At 55.1% G+C, this 20,037-nt stretch carries 19 protein-coding genes; 10 read left to right on the top strand and 9 right to left on the bottom strand.

The genetic code is table 11. The annotated features are described in order from the left end of the window. Positions 1 to 2: 2 nt before the first annotated feature. Positions 3 to 2,393 carry a beta-N-acetylhexosaminidase gene (locus ACQKDS_RS01340; protein ID WP_399664469.1) on the bottom strand — a complete coding sequence of 797 codons (2,391 nt, stop codon included), beginning with the start codon at positions 2,391 to 2,393 and terminating at the stop codon, positions 3 to 5. Positions 2,394 to 2,494: 101 nt separating this feature from the next. Next, positions 2,495 to 2,710 carry a hypothetical protein gene (locus ACQKDS_RS01345; protein ID WP_399664466.1) on the bottom strand — a complete coding sequence of 72 codons (216 nt, stop codon included), beginning with the start codon at positions 2,708 to 2,710 and terminating at the stop codon, positions 2,495 to 2,497. A 352-nt stretch (positions 2,711 to 3,062) separates the two neighbouring features. Here ACQKDS_RS01345 and treR point away from each other — a divergent pair, with 352 nt between their 5' ends. From treR to treC, 3 genes are all read left to right on the top strand, one after another. Further along, positions 3,063 to 4,010, top strand: a complete 948-nt coding sequence (gene treR, locus ACQKDS_RS01350; protein ID WP_399664463.1) for a trehalose operon repressor TreR — start codon at positions 3,063 to 3,065, stop codon at positions 4,008 to 4,010. Between the two features lie 141 nt (positions 4,011 to 4,151). After that, positions 4,152 to 5,567 (top strand): PTS trehalose transporter subunit IIBC, encoded by a 1,416-nt coding sequence (gene treB / locus ACQKDS_RS01355; protein WP_399664459.1) that lies wholly within the window; start codon positions 4,152 to 4,154, stop codon positions 5,565 to 5,567. A 68-nt stretch (positions 5,568 to 5,635) separates the two neighbouring features. Next, complete coding sequence (gene treC / locus ACQKDS_RS01360) at positions 5,636 to 7,300, top strand: alpha,alpha-phosphotrehalase (protein WP_399664456.1); 1,665 nt, start codon at positions 5,636 to 5,638, stop codon at positions 7,298 to 7,300. Here treC and ACQKDS_RS01365 read toward each other — a convergent pair. After that, positions 7,222 to 7,614 carry a hypothetical protein gene (locus tag ACQKDS_RS01365; protein WP_427673869.1) on the bottom strand — a complete coding sequence of 131 codons (393 nt, stop codon included), beginning with the start codon at positions 7,612 to 7,614 and terminating at the stop codon, positions 7,222 to 7,224. The two genes, treC and ACQKDS_RS01365, sit on opposite strands and share 79 nt — an antisense overlap. Before the next feature lie 336 nt (positions 7,615 to 7,950). On the opposite strand from ACQKDS_RS01365, the gene nrdD reads away from it, so the two are divergent. The 6 genes from nrdD (at position 7,951) to ACQKDS_RS01395 (ending at position 15,096) form a co-directional block, all read left to right on the top strand. After that, positions 7,951 to 10,089: an anaerobic ribonucleoside-triphosphate reductase gene (nrdD, locus tag ACQKDS_RS01370; RefSeq protein WP_399664450.1), complete on the top strand. Its 2,139-nt coding sequence runs from the start codon at positions 7,951 to 7,953 to the stop codon at positions 10,087 to 10,089. Positions 10,090 to 10,204: 115 nt separating this feature from the next. Continuing rightward, positions 10,205 to 10,669 carry an anaerobic ribonucleoside-triphosphate reductase-activating protein gene (gene nrdG / locus ACQKDS_RS01375; RefSeq protein ID WP_399664447.1) on the top strand — a complete coding sequence of 155 codons (465 nt, stop codon included), beginning with the start codon at positions 10,205 to 10,207 and terminating at the stop codon, positions 10,667 to 10,669. A 171-nt stretch (positions 10,670 to 10,840) separates the two neighbouring features. Then, positions 10,841 to 12,370 (top strand): lipase family alpha/beta hydrolase, encoded by a 1,530-nt coding sequence (locus tag ACQKDS_RS01380; RefSeq protein ID WP_399664444.1) that lies wholly within the window; start codon positions 10,841 to 10,843, stop codon positions 12,368 to 12,370. Beyond that, the gene (locus ACQKDS_RS01385; protein WP_399664442.1) at positions 12,367 to 13,473 is read left to right on the top strand and encodes a T6SS immunity protein Tli4 family protein; all 1,107 of its coding nucleotides are present in this window, start codon (positions 12,367 to 12,369) and stop codon (positions 13,471 to 13,473) included. The genes ACQKDS_RS01380 and ACQKDS_RS01385 overlap by 4 nt, the downstream gene beginning before the upstream one ends. Before the next feature lie 241 nt (positions 13,474 to 13,714). Further along, positions 13,715 to 13,993, top strand: a complete 279-nt coding sequence (locus tag ACQKDS_RS01390) for a hypothetical protein (RefSeq protein ID WP_399664439.1) — start codon at positions 13,715 to 13,717, stop codon at positions 13,991 to 13,993. Then, positions 13,990 to 15,096, top strand: coding sequence for a T6SS immunity protein Tli4 family protein (locus tag ACQKDS_RS01395; protein WP_399664436.1), 1,107 nt, complete (start codon positions 13,990 to 13,992; stop codon positions 15,094 to 15,096). The genes ACQKDS_RS01390 and ACQKDS_RS01395 overlap by 4 nt, the downstream gene beginning before the upstream one ends. Positions 15,097 to 15,218: 122 nt before the next feature. On the opposite strand, the gene ACQKDS_RS01400 is transcribed toward ACQKDS_RS01395, so the two are convergent. From ACQKDS_RS01400 to ACQKDS_RS01415, 4 genes are all read right to left on the bottom strand, one after another. Beyond that, complete coding sequence (locus ACQKDS_RS01400) at positions 15,219 to 16,277, bottom strand: permease (RefSeq protein WP_399664434.1); 1,059 nt, start codon at positions 16,275 to 16,277, stop codon at positions 15,219 to 15,221. Positions 16,278 to 16,878: 601 nt separating this feature from the next. Continuing rightward, positions 16,879 to 17,520 carry an NAD(P)H-binding protein gene (locus ACQKDS_RS01405; RefSeq protein ID WP_399665136.1) on the bottom strand — a complete coding sequence of 214 codons (642 nt, stop codon included), beginning with the start codon at positions 17,518 to 17,520 and terminating at the stop codon, positions 16,879 to 16,881. 212 nt (positions 17,521 to 17,732) lie between these two features. Continuing rightward, a complete protein-coding gene (locus ACQKDS_RS01410) occupies positions 17,733 to 17,993 on the bottom strand; it encodes a LysR family transcriptional regulator (protein WP_399664431.1) in 261 nt (86 codons plus the stop codon). Beyond that, a complete protein-coding gene (locus tag ACQKDS_RS01415) occupies positions 17,981 to 18,418 on the bottom strand; it encodes a YhbP family protein (protein ID WP_399664429.1) in 438 nt (145 codons plus the stop codon). The genes ACQKDS_RS01410 and ACQKDS_RS01415 overlap by 13 nt, the downstream gene beginning before the upstream one ends. A 274-nt stretch (positions 18,419 to 18,692) precedes the next feature. On the opposite strand from ACQKDS_RS01415, the gene ACQKDS_RS01420 reads away from it, so the two are divergent. Continuing rightward, the gene (locus ACQKDS_RS01420; protein WP_399665133.1) at positions 18,693 to 18,962 is read left to right on the top strand and encodes a GIY-YIG nuclease family protein; all 270 of its coding nucleotides are present in this window, start codon (positions 18,693 to 18,695) and stop codon (positions 18,960 to 18,962) included. Here the strand turns inward: ACQKDS_RS01420 and ACQKDS_RS01425 are convergent. Together ACQKDS_RS01425 and ubiT are read right to left on the bottom strand one after the other, a co-directional pair. Continuing rightward, positions 18,949 to 19,452: a GNAT family N-acetyltransferase gene (locus ACQKDS_RS01425; RefSeq protein ID WP_399664426.1), complete on the bottom strand. Its 504-nt coding sequence runs from the start codon at positions 19,450 to 19,452 to the stop codon at positions 18,949 to 18,951. The genes ACQKDS_RS01420 and ACQKDS_RS01425 overlap by 14 nt on opposite strands. Next, entirely contained in the window at positions 19,446 to 19,967 is a 522-nt protein-coding gene (ubiT, locus tag ACQKDS_RS01430; RefSeq protein ID WP_399664423.1) for a ubiquinone anaerobic biosynthesis accessory factor UbiT, read from the bottom strand. Before ubiT ends, ACQKDS_RS01425 begins: the two co-directional genes overlap by 7 nt. Positions 19,968 to 20,037 lie beyond the last annotated feature (70 nt).

The raw sequence follows: 20,037 nt of genomic DNA on the forward strand, positions 1-20,037 counted from the left end.
GCTTACTGCACCGTCAACGCCTGCAGTAAACTTTCCAACGGGTATACCGCCGCAATCACCAGCTCATCACGCACCTGCGCCGCGGCATCCAATTGCGCTTGCGCGTGCGCCGCTTCGGCTTTGCTGAGCGGTGTATTCTGCTGCCAACGCTCCAATAGCGTCAGCCCCAGCGTAGACAGTGCGCCAATATCCTGCGCCACAGGCGCTAACGCTTTCATCTGCGCATGACCGGCAATCAACGCATTCACCGACGTACCGTTACGTTGCCAACGCAGCAGAGGTGCGCGCAACGCCTCCGCCGCCGCACGGTTATGTCGATCGTTGAGCAACGTCGCTACCTGTGATGCCATATCGCGCACCACGCCGCTTTCTGGCGGCAGCGCATCGACAAAGCGGTTAAGGGGTTCAAACTGATGATAATTCCCGGCTTTAAACTTCAGATGTTGGCGAGTGTAGTAGTGCCCCGGCTCCAGCGCCTCCGCCAAAATTTGTAGCGGCATGATATTGACGCTATTAGCAAGGCGGGTGAACTCGCGCGCGGTTTGCGCATGCTGTTGTAACCCCACCGACACCACCGACCAGGCATCCACCGCCGCCAAGCGCCGGTACATGTTGTTCTCATCCGTCACGTCCTGCGCTGACCATAGACGCTCCGCCACGGCAAAAGTACGCGGCCACAGCTTGAGATCGAGCAATGGCGCACGCACGTTTTCCGCCCACAGCGCCGCTTCCCCCCCGCGAATATTGGCACGCTGCTTGGCATCCGGCACCACCGGCAAGGTACCCGCCGGTATCGACGCCAGTTTCTGGCCGTGGGTCGGATAACGTACATTGCCCACCCGCGTATAACCGCTCAAGCTCTCCTTTTGCAGCGTCAGCACCGGGCGCGTTTCCCCCATCCAACTGTCGACGCGGAAGGTCACGCGATCCGGCGCCAGCCAAACAATCTCCTGCACCGCCCGCCGCGATTTACCGTTAAAATCGATAAAGCCGCGCCATCCTTGCTGGCCTTCGATCAACGTGAAACTGCCCTCAACCGGGCTGCCCTTCAACCGCGGCATGCTAAATTGCCAACTCTGCGCCTGTTCACCCTCGCTCACCGTGCTATCGACGCTGAGCGGCTGCGGCAGGATCTCATTGCGGTAGTGATAAGCCGTGCTTTGCGGTTGATCGAGGTAGAAACCGGTAGAGAGTATGCCCTGATACCCTTCCTGAGCGCTGGCGCCCAGCGAGTCAGGCCCTTGCCATGACTGGATCACAATGGATCGCGGCAGTGATGGATGATAAATTTCATCCCAGCCGACCATCCGCCGCTGGTGTTTTTCGAGGATCTGCTCAACCCGCTGGTTGAACCAAGCTTGCAGCGCTTGGGTATCCGCCAACTGATGCCGCTGCATCAACGCCTGTACCGCTTTAGACTGTTTCCATTGGGTAGCGTCCACTTCATCCCCACCGATATGCACATAAGGATCGGGGAAGATCGCCGCCACTTCACCGATAATGGCGTCAATAAACTGATAAACCTGCTCATTGCTCGGATCCAACGTCGGTTGATGTACGCCCCACTCCCGCTCCATCGTATAGGGGCCCGGCGCACTCATCAGTTCAGGATAGGCCACCGCAATGCTGGAAGCATGCCCCGGCAAATCGATTTCAGGCACCACGCGAATGCCACGCGCTGCCGCATACGCCACCACCTGTTGCATCTGTTCGCGGCTATAAAACTGCCCGTCGCTGGCCAACTGTTGCAGCTTCGGATAATGCACAGACGCGAAACGCCATCCCTGATCGTCGGTCAAATGCCAGTGAAAAACATTCAGCTTGGCGGCGGCCATGCCGTCTAACTGGCGTAAGATATCGCTCACCGGCAGGAAATGGCGCGCCGAATCGAGCAGCACGCCGCGCCATGGGAAGCGCGGCTCGTCGGCGATCGCTACCAGCGGCAGGAAGGTATTTTCCGCATCGGTTTGTAACAATTGCAGCAGGGTTTCCATCCCGCGTAGCGCACCAAAGCGGGTATTGGCGTGTAATGTCACCCCCTGCGGCGTCACCGCCAGTTGATAACGTTCATCACTGTCCGGCTGCGGTTGTGCGGCGACCGGATGTTGGATGGTAATTTCAATGGTTGCACCGCCCGGCGTCGCCGCAGGCGCTAAAATCCAGCCGGTCTGTAATTCAATACGTTGCCGCCAATTGGCTATCGCATCCGTTAAATCGTCCCCTTGTACCCGGATGTTCAACCGGTGATCCAACCGCAGCTTGCCCTGCGGCTGAGTGATGTCCACCTGCTGCGGCCATGGCATCAGCGGCAAGTCGCCCGCAGGCTGCGCCAGTGCACCGAGTGAAAATAATAGCGATGAAGCCAGTAACGTATAACGGTAAGCTCTATGCATTGGAAATTCCTCAAAAAATAACAATAAAAACAACCAATGCGCTAGATAAAGACCGAGTGGCGGGCAGAAGTCCAACCACGGCGATAAAAAGGGGGGATTGATCACACGTCGGCGTCAAACAGAAGTGAACTCAGCAACCATTGCAAATGGGCGCGGCATGCCACGCCCCTACGATGAGAAACCAGCACACCACCCAACATAACCGCCATCGCCGCCACCGGACATACCAAACCACATCCAGCACCACCGTGTTGACCGTAGTGGCCGGGCATGCCCGGCCTGTATTCCGGTACCCAACAGCCAACCGGGCGCGGCATGCCACGCCCCTACGATGAGAAACCAGCACACCACCCGAGATAACCGGCATCGCCGCCGGGCGCATCGAATCACACCACACCACCGTGTTGACCGTCGTGGCCGGACATGCCCGGCCTGTATGTATGCAAGTAGGAAGTCAGCGGCGTCGAGCACACGATCGCCTGACGATGTGCAGGACGCAGCGTGCCACGCCCCGACGAGGTAACCCGGATGTCATCTGCCAACGCGCGGATCGTTTCGGCAAGGCGGCGATCCTGGCTAGCATCAAGATCCTTTTGGGAAAATGCGCTATTCTGACGGCACCTACATGCGATGAATTTTGCGCCTTACAGACTAAACGATAAAAAAACCATGCAAAACCGGCTGACAATCAAGGACATCGCCCGCCTGAGCGGCGTTGGCAAATCCACCGTATCACGCGTCTTGAACCACGAAGGCAGCGTGAGCCCACACACCCGCGAACGGGTGGAAGCGGTGATCCGTCAGCAGGGTTTTACCCCGTCGAAATCGGCACGTGCCATGCGCGGCCAGAGCGACAAAGTGGTCGGCATCATCGTGTCCCGTCTCGATTCCCCATCGGAAAATCAGGCCGTGCGCACCATGCTGCCGCTGTTGTATCAGCAAGGTTATGATCCCATCGTGTTGGAAAGCCAGTTCGAGGCCCGGCTGGTACAGGAACATTTGCACGTACTGGCGCAACGCCACGTTGACGGCGTGATCCTGTTTGGCTTTACCGGTCTGAGTGCCGAGATGCTGCATCCGTGGCAGGATAAAATGGTAGTCATGGTGCGGGAGTACGAAGGGTTTTCCTCGGTCTGTTATGACGACGTTGGCGCAGTCAACCTGTTGATGGATAGGCTACGTTACCAAGGCCACCAGCACATCAGTTATCTGGGCGTACAGCAATCGGACGCCACCACCGGACAGCGCCGCTATCAAGCCTATCTCGATGCCTGCCAGCGCCATCATCTCGTGCCTCATGCAGCGCTAGGCGAGCTTAGCTACCAGAGCGGCTTCCAACTGGCAGCAGAGGCGATCGGCGAACAGACCGATGCGCTGATTTGCGCGTCGGACAGCATTGCGCTCGGCGCCATCAAGTACCTGCAACAACAGCAAAACGCCTCGATTCAGGTGTGTGCCATTGGTAACACTCCGCTGCTCAGCTTCCTGTTCCCTGAAACGCTGTCGGTGGAATTCGGCTATGGCAGTGCCGGGTTGCAAGCCGCACAACAGTTGCTCGGCCAGCTTAACGGCGAACAGGGCATTCGGCGTATTCTGGTTCCCAGCCAACTTTCCTGATTAAAAAACCCGCTATTTTGATGTTTTGTGATCGATGCCCCAATCTGGGAACGTTCCCATTTCATAAAAAAAGCGGAATGACTAAGCTTTGATCAATTACACAACTCACCTCTGCGCTCTGCCATAAAAAAGGTATTCATAATGAGTAAAGTCAACCAGCAGGATATTGACCGCCTGATCGCGTTGGTGGGCGGCCGTGACAATATCGCGACCGTCAGCCACTGCATTACCCGGCTCCGTTTTGTGCTGAACGACCCCGCCAAAGCCAGCCCGAAAGAAATCGAAACGCTGCGCATGGTCAAAGGCTGTTTCACCAATGCTGGTCAATTTCAGGTGGTGATTGGCCCAGAAGTGGGTGATTACTATCAAGCGTTGATCGCCAGCGCCAACGTCAGTGAAGCCGGTAAAGAACAGGCTAAGGTGGCAGCGCGGCAAAATATGACCTGGTTTGAGCGCGCCATTTCGCACTTCGCGGAGATCTTCTTCCCGCTGCTGCCCGCCCTGATCAGCGGTGGTTTAATCCTCGGCTTTCGTAACGTTATCGGTGACATCCCGATGTCAGACGGCCAAACGCTGGCGCAATCCAGTGCCGGTTGGAAAACCGCTTACGACTTCCTGTGGTTACTCGGCGAAGCGATCTTCATGTTCCTGCCGGTAGCCATCTGCTGGTCAACGGTGAAGAAAATGGGCGGCACGCCGGTGCTGGGCATCGTGCTTGGCGTTACCTTGGTGTCACCGCAGTTGATGAACTCTTATCTGCTCGGCCAACAGGTGCCGGAGATCTGGAACTTCGGCTGGTTCACCATTGAGAAAGTGGGCTATCAGGCACAGGTGATCCCGTCGATCCTCGCGGGTATCGCACTCGGCTGGATCGAAACCCGGCTGAAAAAGATCGTACCGGATTACCTCTATCTGGTGGTGGTGCCGGTCGTTTCACTGCTGCTGGCGGTCTTCCTGGCGCATACGCTGATCGGGCCATTCGGCCGCATGGTGGGTGACGGCGTGGCCTGGGCGGTGAAATCGGTCATGACCGGCAGCTTTGCGCCGATTGGTGCCGCGTTGTTCGGTTTCCTGTACGCGCCGCTGGTGATTACCGGCGTGCATCAAACCACCTTAGCCATCGATATGCAGATGGTACAAAGTATGGGCGGCACGCCGGTATGGCCGATTATCGCGCTGTCGAATATTGCACAGGCCTCTGCGGTGCTGGGCATCATCATCATGAGCCGCAAGGCGAACGAACGCGAGATTTCCGTCCCCGCCGCCATTTCCGCCTACCTTGGGGTGACGGAGCCGGCGATGTACGGCATCAACTTGAAATATCGTTTCCCGATGCTGTGCGCGATGATCGGTTCCGCCTGTGCTGGGTTGATCTGCGGGCTTGATGGCGTAATGGCTAACGGCATTGGCGTCGGCGGCCTGCCGGGGATCCTATCGATTAAACCGCAGTTCTGGATGGTGTTCTCGCTGGCAACGCTGGTGGCGATCGTTATCCCGCTACTCCTCACCATTTTGGTTTATCGGCGTAAAGCGCGCCGGGGCGAACTGCCGGTTTAACGCGCGTTACGCAAAATGTAGGGGCCAGGCATGTCTGGCCCGCTGTCACAGTCAAAAGGTATTCTGTTATGAGCATTTCCCTCCCTTGGTGGCAAAACGGTGTCATCTACCAAATCTACCCGAAAAGTTTTCAAGACAGCACCGGTAACGGCTATGGCGATCTGGCCGGCGTCACTCAACGGCTGGACTATTTGCAAGAACTGGGTATTGACGCTATTTGGCTGACGCCGGTCTATGTGTCACCGCAGGTGGATAACGGCTATGACGTCGCCGATTACTGTGCCATTGATCCGGCGTACGGCACCATGGCGGATTTTGAACAATTGGTGGCCGCGGCGCATCAGCGTAACATCCGCATTGTGATGGATATGGTGTTCAACCATACCTCGACGGCGCATCCGTGGTTCCAGGCAGCACAAGATCCCGAGCATCCTCATCGTCAATTTTACATTTGGCGCGACGGTAACCAGCAAGCCGCGCCTAATAACTGGCGCTCCAAGTTCGGCGGGCAAGCGTGGCAATGGCATGCTGAAAGCGGCCAATATTATCTGCACCTGTTCGCTACCGAGCAGGCGGATTTGAACTGGGAACACCCGCCGGTACGCGAAGAATTGAAGAAAATCTGCCACTTCTGGGCCGACAAAGGCGTTGACGGCCTGCGCCTCGACGTGATCAATCTGGTGTCCAAGCAACAGAATTTCCCGGACGATGCGCACGGTGACGGCCGTCGTTTTTATACCGATGGGCCACGCATTCACGAGTTTCTTCAGGAGATGAGCCGCGAGGTGTTCCAGCCGCGCGGTCTGATGACCGTGGGTGAAATGTCATCCACCACGCTGGAACACTGCCAGCGCTATGCCGCGAGCGGCGGCGAAGAGTTGTCGATGACCTTTAACTTTCATCATCTAAAAGTGGATTACGCCAACGGCGAAAAATGGACGCTGGCCGCACCGGATTATGTGGCGCTGAAAGACATTTTCCGCCATTGGCAGCAAGGTATGCACAATCGGGCGTGGAACGCCCTGTTCTGGTGTAACCACGATCAACCGCGCATCGTTTCCCGTTTTGGTGATGAAGGCGAACTGCGTGTTCCTGCCGCCAAGATGCTGGCCATGGTGCTACACGGTATGCAAGGCACACCTTACATCTATCAGGGTGAAGAGTTGGGCATGACCAACCCCGGCTTCACCCACATTGAGCAGTATCGCGATGTAGAAAGCCTGAACATGTTCGCCGAACTGCGGGCGCAAGGGAAAACGGAGGCACAAATGTTGGCGATTTTGGCCTGTAAATCACGCGATAATGGCAGAACGCCGATGCAGTGGAGCAACGCCACGCACGCCGGTTTTACCCAAGGTACACCGTGGATCGCCTGCGCCGAGAATTATGCACACATCAACGCCGAAGCCGCGCTGGCAGACACCGATTCGGTGTTTTACAGCTATCGGCACCTGATTGCATTGCGTAAACAGTATCCAATACTGACCCACGGCGATTATCAGGATTTAGCGCCTGAACATCCGGCGCTGTGGTGCTATCAACGCCGTTGGAACGGTCAACGCTTGTTGGTGGTCGCCAATCTCAGCGGTGAGCCGTTGGACTGGCAAGCAGCAGACGTAATCGCTAGCGACCTGTGGCGTTTGCTGAACAGCAATTACGCCGACGCCCCTGCATTGCCACAGGCCAGCACATTACGCCCATTCGAAGCCACGTGGTGGTTGCTGGACGCGTAATGCCCAACGCCGATGATGGGTGATGCCGCCGGGTATACCGTATCACCAATGCCCACCGTAGTGGCCGGGCATGCCCGGCCTGCATTCCGGTACCCAGCAGCCAATCGGGCGCGGCGTGCCATGCCCCTACGATGGGAAGCCAACACACCACCCAAGATAACCACCATCGCCAAACCACATCCCGAACCATCAATGCCCACCGTAGTGGCCGGGCATGCCCGGCCTGCATTCCGGTACCCAGCTGCCAACCGGGCGCGGCGTGCCACGCCCCTACGATGGGAAGCCAACACACCACCCGAGATAACCGCTATCACCGAGCGCATCCTGCCCCGAATATCGATCGCCCTCACATTTTGCCAAATTATTTTTTTGTCGGATTTTTTATTCAACCCGCGAATTATAAGGGCTGAACTCATGCGCGAAATTTACGTTTGTACAGCGAAGCAACCGTCACCAAAATTCCTTGTCCTATGTCAAAAAACACACGGCAACACCCATATATAGTGCACTGGTAAAGTAATTTAACTATATGTAGTAGTTATCCACATAATCATCCACACCCCGCCGCAGCCCTTGTGCGTTACGGTATTGCCCTGTGGATAAGCCCAACAACGGGCATAACGCTTCCGAGCGGAACGAGGAGTAACAACGTGAAACCAGTAGTGATTAAACGGGACGGCTGTCAGGTTCCTTTTGACGAGGCACGCATCAAACAGGCAATCGAACGCGCGGCCAAGGCGGCCGGCGTGACCGATAGCGATTACTGCTGCCGCGTCGCCCGCGTGGTCGCTCAACAAATGGAACAACAGCAGCGCGTTGATATTCATGATATTCAGCAGGCGGTCGAGAACCAACTGATGGCCGGGCAGTACAAGCAACTGGCACGCGCCTATATTGAATATCGGCACGATCGCGATGTGTCACGCGAACTACGCGGTCGCCTGAATCAAGAGATCCGCGGCTTGGTAGAGCAAAGCAACGTGGCACTGCTGAACGAAAACGCCAATAAAGACAGCAAAGTGATCCCCACCCAGCGCGACTTGCTTGCCGGGATCGTGGCCAAACATTACGCCAAACAGCACATCTTGCCGCGTGATGTGGTACTGGCGCATGAGCGCGGCGAGATCCATTACCACGATCTCGATTACGCCCCGTTCTTCCCGATGTTTAACTGTATGCTGATCGATCTGAAAGGCATGCTGACCAACGGTTTTAAAATGGGCAATGCGGAAATTGAGCCACCGAAGTCGATTTCCACCGCCACTGCCGTCACCGCACAGATTATCGCGCAAGTCGCCAGCCATATTTATGGCGGTACGACCATCAACCGCATTGACGAAATTCTGGCACCGTTCGTTAGCGAAAGTTATCGCAAACACCAACAAATCGCGGCGCAATGGCAGATCCCCAATGCGGACGAGTACGCCATGGCTCGCACTGAAAAAGAGTGCTACGACGCGTTCCAATCGCTGGAATATGAAGTGAATACGCTGCACACCGCCAACGGCCAGACGCCGTTTGTGACCTTTGGTTTTGGCCTTGGCACCAGTTGGCAATCACGCATGATCCAGCAAGCGATCCTGAACAATCGCATCGCTGGCCTGGGCAAAAAACGCAAGACGGCGGTGTTTCCAAAACTGGTGTTCGCTATCCGCGACGGGCTGAATCACCAATACGGCGATCCTAACTACGACATCAAGCAATTGGCATTGGAGTGCGCCAGCAAGCGCATGTATCCCGATATTCTTAACTACGATCAAGTCGTCAAGGTGACCGGTTCATTCAAAACGCCAATGGGTTGCCGCAGCTTCCTCGGCACCTACGAGGAAAATGGCGAGCTGGTGCATGACGGCCGTAATAACATTGGTGTCATTAGCCTTAACCTGCCGCGCATCGCCTTAGAAGCCAACGGGAACGAAAGCCGCTTCTGGTCACTGCTGGATGAACGCTTGTTACTGGCGAAGAAAGCCTTAATGACGCGGATTGCCCGCTTGCAAGGGATTAAAGCGCGCGTTGCACCGATCCTGTATATGGAAGGCGCCTGCGGCGTTCGCCTCCAACCTGACGATGACATCGCCGAGATCTTCAAAAATGGTCGCGCCTCGATTTCTCTGGGCTATATCGGCATGCATGAAACCATTAACGCGCTATATCGCCAAGGCACTCATCTCTATGACGATGCTGCGCTGCGTGCCAAAGCAATCGCCATCGTCGAACGCCTGCGTGCCGCCACCGAAAACTGGAAAGATGAAACCGGCTACGGTTTCAGCCTGTATAGCACCCCAAGCGAAAACCTGTGCGACCGCTTCTGCCGTCTGGATACCGCTGATTTCGGCGTGGTGCCCGGCGTCACCGACAAAGGCTATTACACCAACAGTTTCCACCTCGACGTGGAGAAGAAGGTTAATCCTTACGACAAGCTGGACTTCGAAGCGCCCTATCCGCCATTGGCCAACGGCGGTTTCATTTGCTACGGCGAGTACCCCAATTTGCAACACAACCTCAAAGCGTTAGAGGACGTGTGGGATTACAGCTACAGCCGCGTACCGTATTACGGCACCAACACGCCGATCGATGAGTGCTATCAATGCGGTTACACCGGCGAGTTCGACTGCACTAGCAAAGGTTTTACCTGCCCGAAATGCGGCAACCATGACGCGGCCAACGTGTCGGTGACCCGCCGGGTGTGCGGCTATCTCGGCAGCCCGGACGCGCGGCCATTCAACGCCGGTAAACAAGAAGAAGTGAAACGCCGGGTGAAACACCTGAACAACGGGCAGTTGGGGTAACACCCCCCACCGCATCCGGGTTTACCTCACGCAACATGCGGTGAGCGCCCCCTGCTCGCCGCCGCTCAATGCCGACTCAGCATGCTGGGCCGCTACGTTTAACAGAAGCCGTATCATGAATTATCACCAGTACTATCCTATCGATGTGGTCAACGGCCCCGGCACACGCTGCACGCTGTTCGTCGCAGGTTGCGTTCATCAATGCCCCGGTTGTTATAACAAAAGTACCTGGCGGGTGAACTCCGGTCAGCCCTTTACCGTACAACTGGCGGATCGCATCATTGCCGATCTCAATGACAGCCGTGTTCCCCGTCAGGGGCTGTCGCTGTCAGGTGGCGATCCCTTGCATCCGGCCAATCTGCCGACGATATTACTCTTAGTGCAACGGGTGCGCGCCGAATGCCCGGGTAAAGATATTTGGTTATGGACGGGCTATACGCTGGATGAACTGGACAGCGCACAAATGCAGGTTGTCGATTTAATCAATGTGTTGATTGATGGCAAGTTCGTTGAGGATTTAAAAGACCCGGCGCTGATCTGGCGCGGCAGCAGTAATCAGGTAGTGCATAAACTGCGTTAGTGAGTGCTTGGTTAAAGGCCGATACAACATATTGTGAATAGAGTCTGGCGACCCGATACGGGTAAAGGAGTAAGCGTATCCGGGATTATCGCCGGTTGATTTGTGTTAAATCCGTGCAGGGGTATGATAGGACGTGGCCTTTACCGGCCAAGGATAACAGGAGGTTAACGCATGGACGACAACGAAAACCGCGCTTATCATCGCCCCATCTGGGATGACAACGGCCGCTTTCATTACGAAATCACTCCCCAGCCGAAAGAAAACAATTTCGTGGCGGTTTGCCTCAAGCCGCCGGTAAAAGTGATCCCGGTGATTTTTATTCCGGGGGTGATGGGGTCAAACCTGAAAAATAAGAACAGTGAGGTCTGGCGGTTCAGCGCTTTGTCGCTTAAAAAGTGGCTATTTGCCAGCCCAGAGAAAAGGAAATTTCTACTGGATACGAAGACCACGATGGTGGATGACCGTGGTGAAATTGTTAACGACGGAGCCGATGGCAAAAAATTCCCCTCACGGCGCGAGCGCGGATGGGGATGCGCGTTTTACAAGAGCTACGGGAAAGCGCTCGACCGGCTGCAGTACCTGCTCAACGACGACGATATCCTGATGGATAATTACTTCCGGGAAGAACAACAGCAAACGGCGCGGCAGCGTTTTACCAGCGTCAGGATAGGCGATGAATCGGCGGAACAGGTACTGACCGAAGAAGAAACAGCACACGGCCACCGTTTTTTATACCCGCTGCACGTTTTTGGCTATAACTGGCTGCAATCCAATGCAGACTCGGCGACGCTGCTGGGGGCCTATATCCGTAAGGTGCTGGTGGGTTATCACGGCCGTCTGGCGGTGAACAAGGTCATTCTGGTCACCCACTCGATGGGGGGGCTGGTTGCCCGGCACTACTCGGAGAACATGAACGGCCAGGACAATATTCTGGGGATAGTGCACGGCGTGATGCCGGATCTCGGTTCGCCGACGGCCTACCGGCGCATGAAAACCGGTGAGCGGGGCATTACCGGCATATTTATCGGGGATAATGCAGAAAAGCTGATGCCGGTGCTGGCGCAGTCCCCCGGCCCGCTACAGCTGCTGCCGGGCAGGGCCTATGGCCCGGGCTGGCTGAAGATCGAGGGCAGCAGCACCCGTATGTCCCTGCCGGTAGAAGACCCGTATGAAGAGATATACCTGAACAAAACAGCCTGGTGGCGGCTGTGTGAGCAGGATTTGCTGCTGGGTGATACAGACAGAGAGTGGACGGCTTTTGTTAAGCGGATAAAGTACCCTGTTAAAAAATTCATTGAAGCGTTGAACGGTAAATACCATCCACAGACCTGGCTGTTTTACGGTGCCAGTGCAGGTAATCCATCGGATGCGTTATTAACGTGGCAAGAACGGCCGGTTCTGCGCCCGGTGCCAGTGATGGGCTATCCAGACCTGCCCTCACCAAGCTACCGGTATGATGCTGGGAAAACCTTTGAGCTGATTTCCGCCGGGACACCCGGCGACGGCACGGTGCCGGTCACGGCCATCCGAACCACGTCTCCCCGAATTCGTGGGCTACTGGCGACCGATGTTGACCACGAGAAGGCTTATGCCGTTGACCCCGCGGATCGTTCCCGCTCGGTGTACAGCGATCTGTCAGATGCCCTGATGTTCACCGTGCGTTCGGTGGTGAAAATCGTGCAGCAGGTGCCAGCACCATGAAAAAATTCCCGCTTCCCCTACTTATCCCACTGGCGATGCTGCTGCTGGCAGCCGGATTCTATATTCACAACTATGTGACGTTTGTGCATACGCCGCCGGCGTTAACCGACAAGGAAAAACGTATGGTCGATACCCTGTTTGCCACCACCAAAACCCAATGCGTCGGACGCTATGTGTTTGAGGTGCCCACCTCCTTTGAAAATACCCTGACAGATAGCGCTCAGATTAATGAGGTCAATATCAGCAGCAAACGGCTCTACCGTCCGGCCTTTGAACAGCGTATCCGCCTGCGGGAGCAAGAGCTGAAAAACAGCCATACGGTTGACCCGATGGATCAGCCTTTTCTCAAGCAAGTGTACCGGCTGAGTGAGAACGCGATAATATTTGACCGTAATAAAAATGAAAGTGAGGGAGGTGTATCCCGCATTCTGGAGGGGCACCTGTACGTTAACGGGGTAGCGTTTATCCTCAGTCAGGAGATTATCGATTTATCTGATCCTAAGTATCAAAAAGATAAGGAAGATTTTATCAGGGCCGGTGTCAGTGCCGTTTCTCTTAACACCAAACCGTCAAAGCTGGCGGAACTACAGGATTTAATGTCCCGCCTGAGCGGGCGACAAGACGATGAAATCCCGACGCAGCCGGGAACCTGTATTTCGCAAGGATTTATCCGCGACGGAAACGCGAAGCCGCAGGAGGATATTACCTTCGTCTACCCGCATAACTCGGTCTTTTCTTTTGTTGTCTGGAGCAATAACGCCTTAAAAGAAAGCACAAGCATGTTGGAGCGAAGCGGTGAAATTCAGTCTTATCTGACGCAGGTCAAAGCCCGGACGCTGCGCAAAGGGAAAACACAGATAGCGGGCTTTGAGGCCAGCGAATGGCTGGCCACCGCGCCGTCAGAAAAAAAACCCGCGCATCCGTCCGGACAACTACTTTTCAACGCCATCGCTAATGAGAAAACAGCGGACTTCGGGCATCCTAATCTTGACCTGACATTAAATAATTATGACTTACCCCCGCCAGCTTACAGTGATGCCGAACTGGTGGAAATATGGGATCGTATCACCCGTTCTTTCCGTATCCGACACCAGGCGTTCTGAGGGAATATCCTGACGCGCGGAAAGGTCACCTTTCGCTCACGCAAACCGGATGACAGTCGTCCATTAGCGGCAACAAAACAGGGTGATGGGGCACCGTGCAAGCTGGCTACACTGTGCCCTTTTATGCTCCCCCAGCAATCAGGTTGAAGGCCAATACAACGCATTATGGATGGAGCCTGACGCCCAGAGGTGGAGAAGGGAACGTGGCCTTTAGCGGCCAAGGATAACAGGAGGTTAACACATGGACGACAACGAAAACCGCGCTGACGGTGACAATGCAGGCAATCCGTCCGACGCATTTCTGACGTGGCAAGAACGGTCGGTTCTGCGCCCGGTCACAGCGATCCGGACCACGTCTCCCCGAATTCGTGGGCTACTGGCGACCGATGTTGACCACGAGGGCGCCTATGCCGTTGACCCCGTGGATCGCTCCCGCTCGGTGTACAGCGATCTGTCAGATGCCCTGATGTTCACCGTGCGGTCGGTGGTGAAAATCGTGCAGCAGGTGCCAGCACCATGAAAAAATTCCCGCTTCCCCTGCTTATCCCGCTGGCGATGCTGCTGCTGGCAGCCGGATTCTATATTCACAACTTTGTGACGTTTGTGCATACGCCGCCGGCGTTAACCGACAAGGAAAAACGTATGGTCGATACCCTGTTTGCCACCACCAAAACCCAATGCGTCGGGCGCTATGTGTTTGATGTGCCCGCCTCCTTTGAAAATACCCTGACAGATCGCGCTCAGATTAATGAGGTCAATATCAGCAGCAAGCGGCTCTACCGTCCGGCGTTTGAACAGCGTATCCGCCTGCGGGAGCAGGAGCTGAAAAACAGCCATACGGTTGACCCAATGGATCAGCCTTTTCTCAAGCAAGTGTACCGGCTGAGTGAGAACGCGGTGATCTTTGACCGTAATAGAAATGAAAGTGAGGGAGGTGTATCCCGCATTCTGGAGGGGCACCTGTACGTTAACGGGGTGGCGTTTATCCTCACCCAGGAGATTATCGATTTATCTGATCCTAAGTATCAAAAAGATAAGGAAGATTTTATCAGAGCCGGTGTCAGTGCCGTTTCTCTTAACACCAAACCGTCAAAGCTGGCGGAACTACAAGATTTAATGTCCCGCCTGAGCGGGCGACAAGACGATGAAATCCCGACGCAGCCCGGAACCTGTATTTCGCAAGGGTTTATCCGCGACGGAAACGCGAAGCCGCAGGAGGATATTACCTTCGTCTACCCGCATGACTCGATCTTTTCCCTGTCGGTGTCCACAAATACTTATCTTGGCGATCCAAAAAGCATGCTGGAGCGGAGTCATGAAATTCAGCCCTATCTGACGCAGGTCAAAGCCCGGACGCTGCGCAAAGGGAAAACACAGATAGCGGGCTTTGAGGCCGATGAGTGGCTCAACACCGCACCGTCAGAAAAAGCCCCCAATCATCCCTCCGGACAACTGCTTTTTAACGCCATCGCTAATGAAAAAATAGTGGATTTCCGACATCCAATTATTGACCTGACATTGAGTAATCATGCCTTGCCCCCGCCAGCTTACAGTGATGCCGAACTGGTAGAAATATGGGATCGTATCACCCGTTCTTTCCGTATCCGGCACCATGCGTTCTAAGGGCTATCCCGACGAGCGGAAAGGTCACCTTTCGCTCACGCAAACCGGATGACAGCCGTCCATTAGCGGCAACAAAACAGGGTGATGGGGCACCGTGCAGGCTGCACAGTGCCCTTTTATGCTCAGAGAATATACCCCCCAATCAATCCGGTCACCACGCCGCTTAGCACCACGAGTGCGGCGGTCAGCCACAGCGCCTTCGCGGGAAACACTTTTTTCAACATCAGCAGTGACGGCAGGCTGACGGCCGGGAGCGTGATGAGCAAGGCCAATGCCGGCCCGGAAGCCATACCCGCCAACATCATGGTTTGTACGATCGGGATTTCCGCCGCGGTGGGGATAACAAACAGGCAACCCGCAATCGCCAGCGCGATAATCCACAGCAGGCTGTTATCTATCGTGCCCTCAGCATGTGGCAACAACCAAACCCGCGCCGTGCCCAGCAGCAATACCGCCGCCACATAAATCGGAATCGTTGACCAAAATAAGGCCCACAGCGCCTTCATCCAGCGGCTAAAGAACGGTTGATTTACCGCTTTCTCCCGTGGCGTAAGCGGTACATGTTGCGTGACCGGCGGCATCTCGTTGGCAGTGGCACGCTGTACCAACCAGGCAATACCCAACACCATGACAATCCCCGCCACCAGCCTAATAACGGCAAACTGCCAGCCAAGCACCAAGCCGATAAAAATCAATGTCGCTGGGTTCAATAACGGATTACCCAGCCAAAATGCCAATGCAGCGCCGCTGGACGCCGACTGCCGCCTCAATCCAGCCGCGATCGGAGCCGCACAGCAGGTGCACATCATAGCCGGTAAGGCCATCAACGACCCCAGCAGCGTGCCTGAAAAACGGGCATGCCCCAGCGTGCGCACTAACCAACTCCGCGGGATCAGCACTTGCACTAACGAACCCAGCAGCACGCCCAGCACAGCCGCTTTCCATACCGCATTGAAATACATCAGCGCATACTGCCATGCCGCCTGCCACGGGCTGGTTTGCGCATTCGCCAAAATCGATTCGCCTATCGAATGGCTATCCGCCGCCGTCAAGGCTTTCGCGTAATACGGTTGCCATTTGAGGATATACAAGCCGATGACGGCCACCAGCAGCAACAAGAACGGTTTCCACAGCGGCCACGAGCGTGTCTGGCCGTCAGGAATGGTGATGGGTTGAGACATGGGATAACCAACATAAATACAAACAATCGCACTAGCTTAGCGCGTTGTTCTTCGCACTGCATCTGTCTATCGATCAGTGCCGCTCCACCCGTGAGCACTTACTTACACCGTTACGCCCAGTATGAAAGGCTTATCCCCCTTATGCTTATCGGACGGATCGCTGCTGTCGCCAAACGATATGTCCATCACGCACGCAACGGCCCGGCTGTCACATTGTCGCGTTCTGTTACGCCATCGCGAATAGGCTCAATGGGGCACGGGCTATTCCGGTAAATCTTACCCACCTGATACTTACAAGATGTAAGTGAGTACCAACATACAGTCAGAGCATAGTCACAACGTCTGGCCTATCGTCAATGGATGGCAAAGAAGCCTTGGGTCGGCGCCCTCTCAGGCGTGATTGGGAGTGAAATAATACGAGGTTATCGCAGCATTGCGGCGTGGGGAAATTTAACGTTTTTTACTGGCACAGTATCACAATGCCCCCTTGTCGAGGGATTTAAATCTTGTCGGGTTGCGGAAATGTGATCGCAGCCGATGCGCAAGCGGCTCCATCGCTGCTCACTGGCTGCGCAGTTGGCAACAGCCAGTGAGCGCTGCGTTAGTGTGTGGCGGAATGAACGCGACGCAACTGATCGGATTCCATCACTTTTACCCCTTCCCCGGCGCTGAACGCCTGTTCCATCAGCGTTTGTGCCACATCTTTGGCGGTGATGGATTTCCATTTACCCGGTAACAAGGTGAATAATGGCTGCGCGAGGCGTTCTAACAGGCGCGGCGCCGCACGCTGCCCCAACAACATCGATGGGCGAACCAGCGTCAGACGCGGCCAACCTTGCTCTCGCAGCGCCTGTTCCATTTCACCCTTGGTGCGATTGTAAAGGAAAGTGGAGTGGACGCTCGCCCCTAACGCACTGACCACTAAGCAGTGTTGCGCCCCCAAACGGCGGCCGGTTAGCGTACTTTCCACCACCAGTGTGTAATCCACATAGTGAAAGTCGGCATCGCTGCCAGCCTGTTGGCGCGTAGTGCCCAGACAGCAGAAAACGATATCGATCGGCTTATCCAATGCGGTTAGCAGCGCAAACAGATCGGCGCCTACCGGGTTGTCTAGCTTAGCGTGCTGCGGTAGCGGTTTGCGCGTCGGCGCAATAATCTCGTTCACTTGCCGATGGGTCAGCAATAAACTCAGAAGTTCACCACCCACTAAGCCGGTGGCGCCTAAAACCAGTACCCGTGCCATACGCCCCCCGTACAGAGTTAACATTTCCCTTAAAGTATATGCCATTTAGCACGGTTACACCTTACCGTCGCGCTGAACGCACCGCGCCATACCCAGAAGCTATACCTCAAGAGTTTTTAAGTCATTTTCCTGCGTGGTTTTCCGCCTAACAATACGACGTGCTATTGCACGGATCCCGCTAAACTAAGGAGCTTGCTATGCCGTATTCCGATTTACGCAGTTATCTGACCGCACTTGAGGAGCAACAGCAACTGCTGCACATCACAGGCACGCTGATAGAGATAGCGCCCGGCTTCGGTGGGTTTCATGCCTTTGCTGGAGCGCTCAAACAGCTGAACGCCCCAATGCTGCTTTAACTGCACCAGCGCTTTGCTCAGGGGGGGCTGGGCGATGAACAACACCTCTGCGGCGGCAAATACCGATCCCTGCTCCACCACCGCGTTGAAGTAGCTGAGCGGTTTCAGTTTAAGCATTCGCGAACCCAATACAGTTTTTTGCCAAACCCCAGCGTGTTATCGGTCATTTTCACTTCCTGCAAGCTAAGCTGCCAGATCGTCGCTTTCATGACCTTTGCTACCGGAAAGCGCTGGCAGTAACGTGCGCATGCCTGCGCTTCATCTTCTCCGCTTAACGGGACAATTTCTCCACGATATTGCACCCCTTTAATCAGCGCGATAGTTTTCGGCAGGGACGCAATGGTGCCAACCACGCAGCTATTTTGTTGCATCAGTAAACCGTGGCGAGTATCGGGTTCGGTCATCAGCCACAGTGCCATGCGCTCGGCATCGAAGACGTAAAAGCAGTTGGCGCACCACATGTCGAGGCCGTTGCCCGCACATAGCGTCAAGACGTGTTGCTGGTTGAGGAAGCGAGTGATGCGATCTAAATCCGAGCTCATAAGATTCTCTTTTCTAAGCTGCCTGTACGGCAGTGAACCGTTATAGAATAGCGCCAGCCGTATGATTTTAAAACAACATATCCCTTTTTTAGTAAAAAACCCTTTTTTCAGCCGTATAACCTTAGGTATTGATAATCAATAGGTTACGCTACCGATAAAAAAAGGTTCAGGCAAGGGTAAGCCACCGGCCGTTAATTATGGAATACTCCCCACCTTCAACGATTGATTTGATAAAGGCGGCGCGGTGAAGCAGCTCACGATCTGGCACCTCTACATGCTACGTTTGCCCAGCGGGATGCTCTATACCGGCATTACAACCGATGTCACACGGCGTTTGGCGCAGCATCAGGCAGGTAAAGGGGCGAAGGCCTTACGCGGTAAAGGCGAGCTCACGCTGGCATTTCAGTGTGAAGCAGGGGATCGTTCACAAGCGTTGCGGCTGGAGTATCGTATTAAGCAATTGAGTAAAAAAGAGAAAGAGAGGCTGGTTGCACACCCGCCCCTTTCATTGACGTATTTACTGCCAGAAACTAAAACCGATTAAACGGCGCAGAATAGTCAACCAGCCCGTTGACACCGTTCAGCGCTTCTTCCGCCAGTGGATAAACCTGAAAAGCCTGCTCGGTATCTGGCCAGCGGCAGTGTAGATCGTAATCAGCAGCAGTTTTAAAGCCAAAACGCCCGTAGTAACCCGGCTCGCCCACCACCACCACGGCGGCATAGCTGAATTCGTTCAACGCATCCAGCCCTTCATAGATCAATTTCTCAGCCACCCCTTGTCGGCGCAGACTTTCTTCTACCGCCAGCGGTGCTAGCCCAACCCATTGGCGATCTTCACCCGCGACATCAACCGGGCTGAAAGCCGCATAGCCAACCACACCGCCCTCGTCGTCCGTCGCCACGATGCCTAAGGTCAACAGACCGTCTTCCCGTAATTGTTGTACCAAATCGGCTTCGTCGTCACGGTCAAAAACACGACGTAGCAGGGCATCAATCCCTGCGGCATCGACCGGGATTTCTACGCGAATCAGCATGATGCCAGCACACGGGAAGACTGCACCGTGCCCTCCTGCAAACCCGCTTCGACAAACTCGGCCAATTGCAACAACCCGATACGCAACGGCGCAGGCATGGATTCCAGTTCAAGGGCATCCATCAAATTTTTCACATATAGACCCAATTCAGTGTCCCCTTCAATCTGCAGCCGACGCTGGAAGAATAGCGTATCAGGATCCTGCTTGCGTGCCGCGACCAGAATAAGATCGTTAGCGTCACCGCTGAAGCTCACATCGGCCTGACCATGCTGGCTGACAACCAACCGTTCGTTTTCCACGGTCATAAACCAGTGTAGACCCAGATCGCGTATCTCGATCTTCAACCAACGCGCCTCAAGAAACGCCAGATCGCCATCCGCTAACGCCTGACGAAATTGCCAACTGAGTACCTGCTCCAAAACCTGACGCTGCAGAGCAAACGGCGTGAGTTTTAACGGTACGCGCAACAGCGACGGCCCTTGACGCACAATGCGTGCTCGTAGTTTTTTCAACACGGTCATTCACTCCTTTTCACTCAGACTGAAGCTATTTTGCCACATTGACACACAGCTTCATCGGTCTATA

It is taken from the genome of Serratia sp. NPDC078593 (assembly GCF_050268245.1).
In the GTDB taxonomy this organism is placed as follows: Bacteria; Pseudomonadota; Gammaproteobacteria; order Enterobacterales; family Enterobacteriaceae; genus JBNNGK01.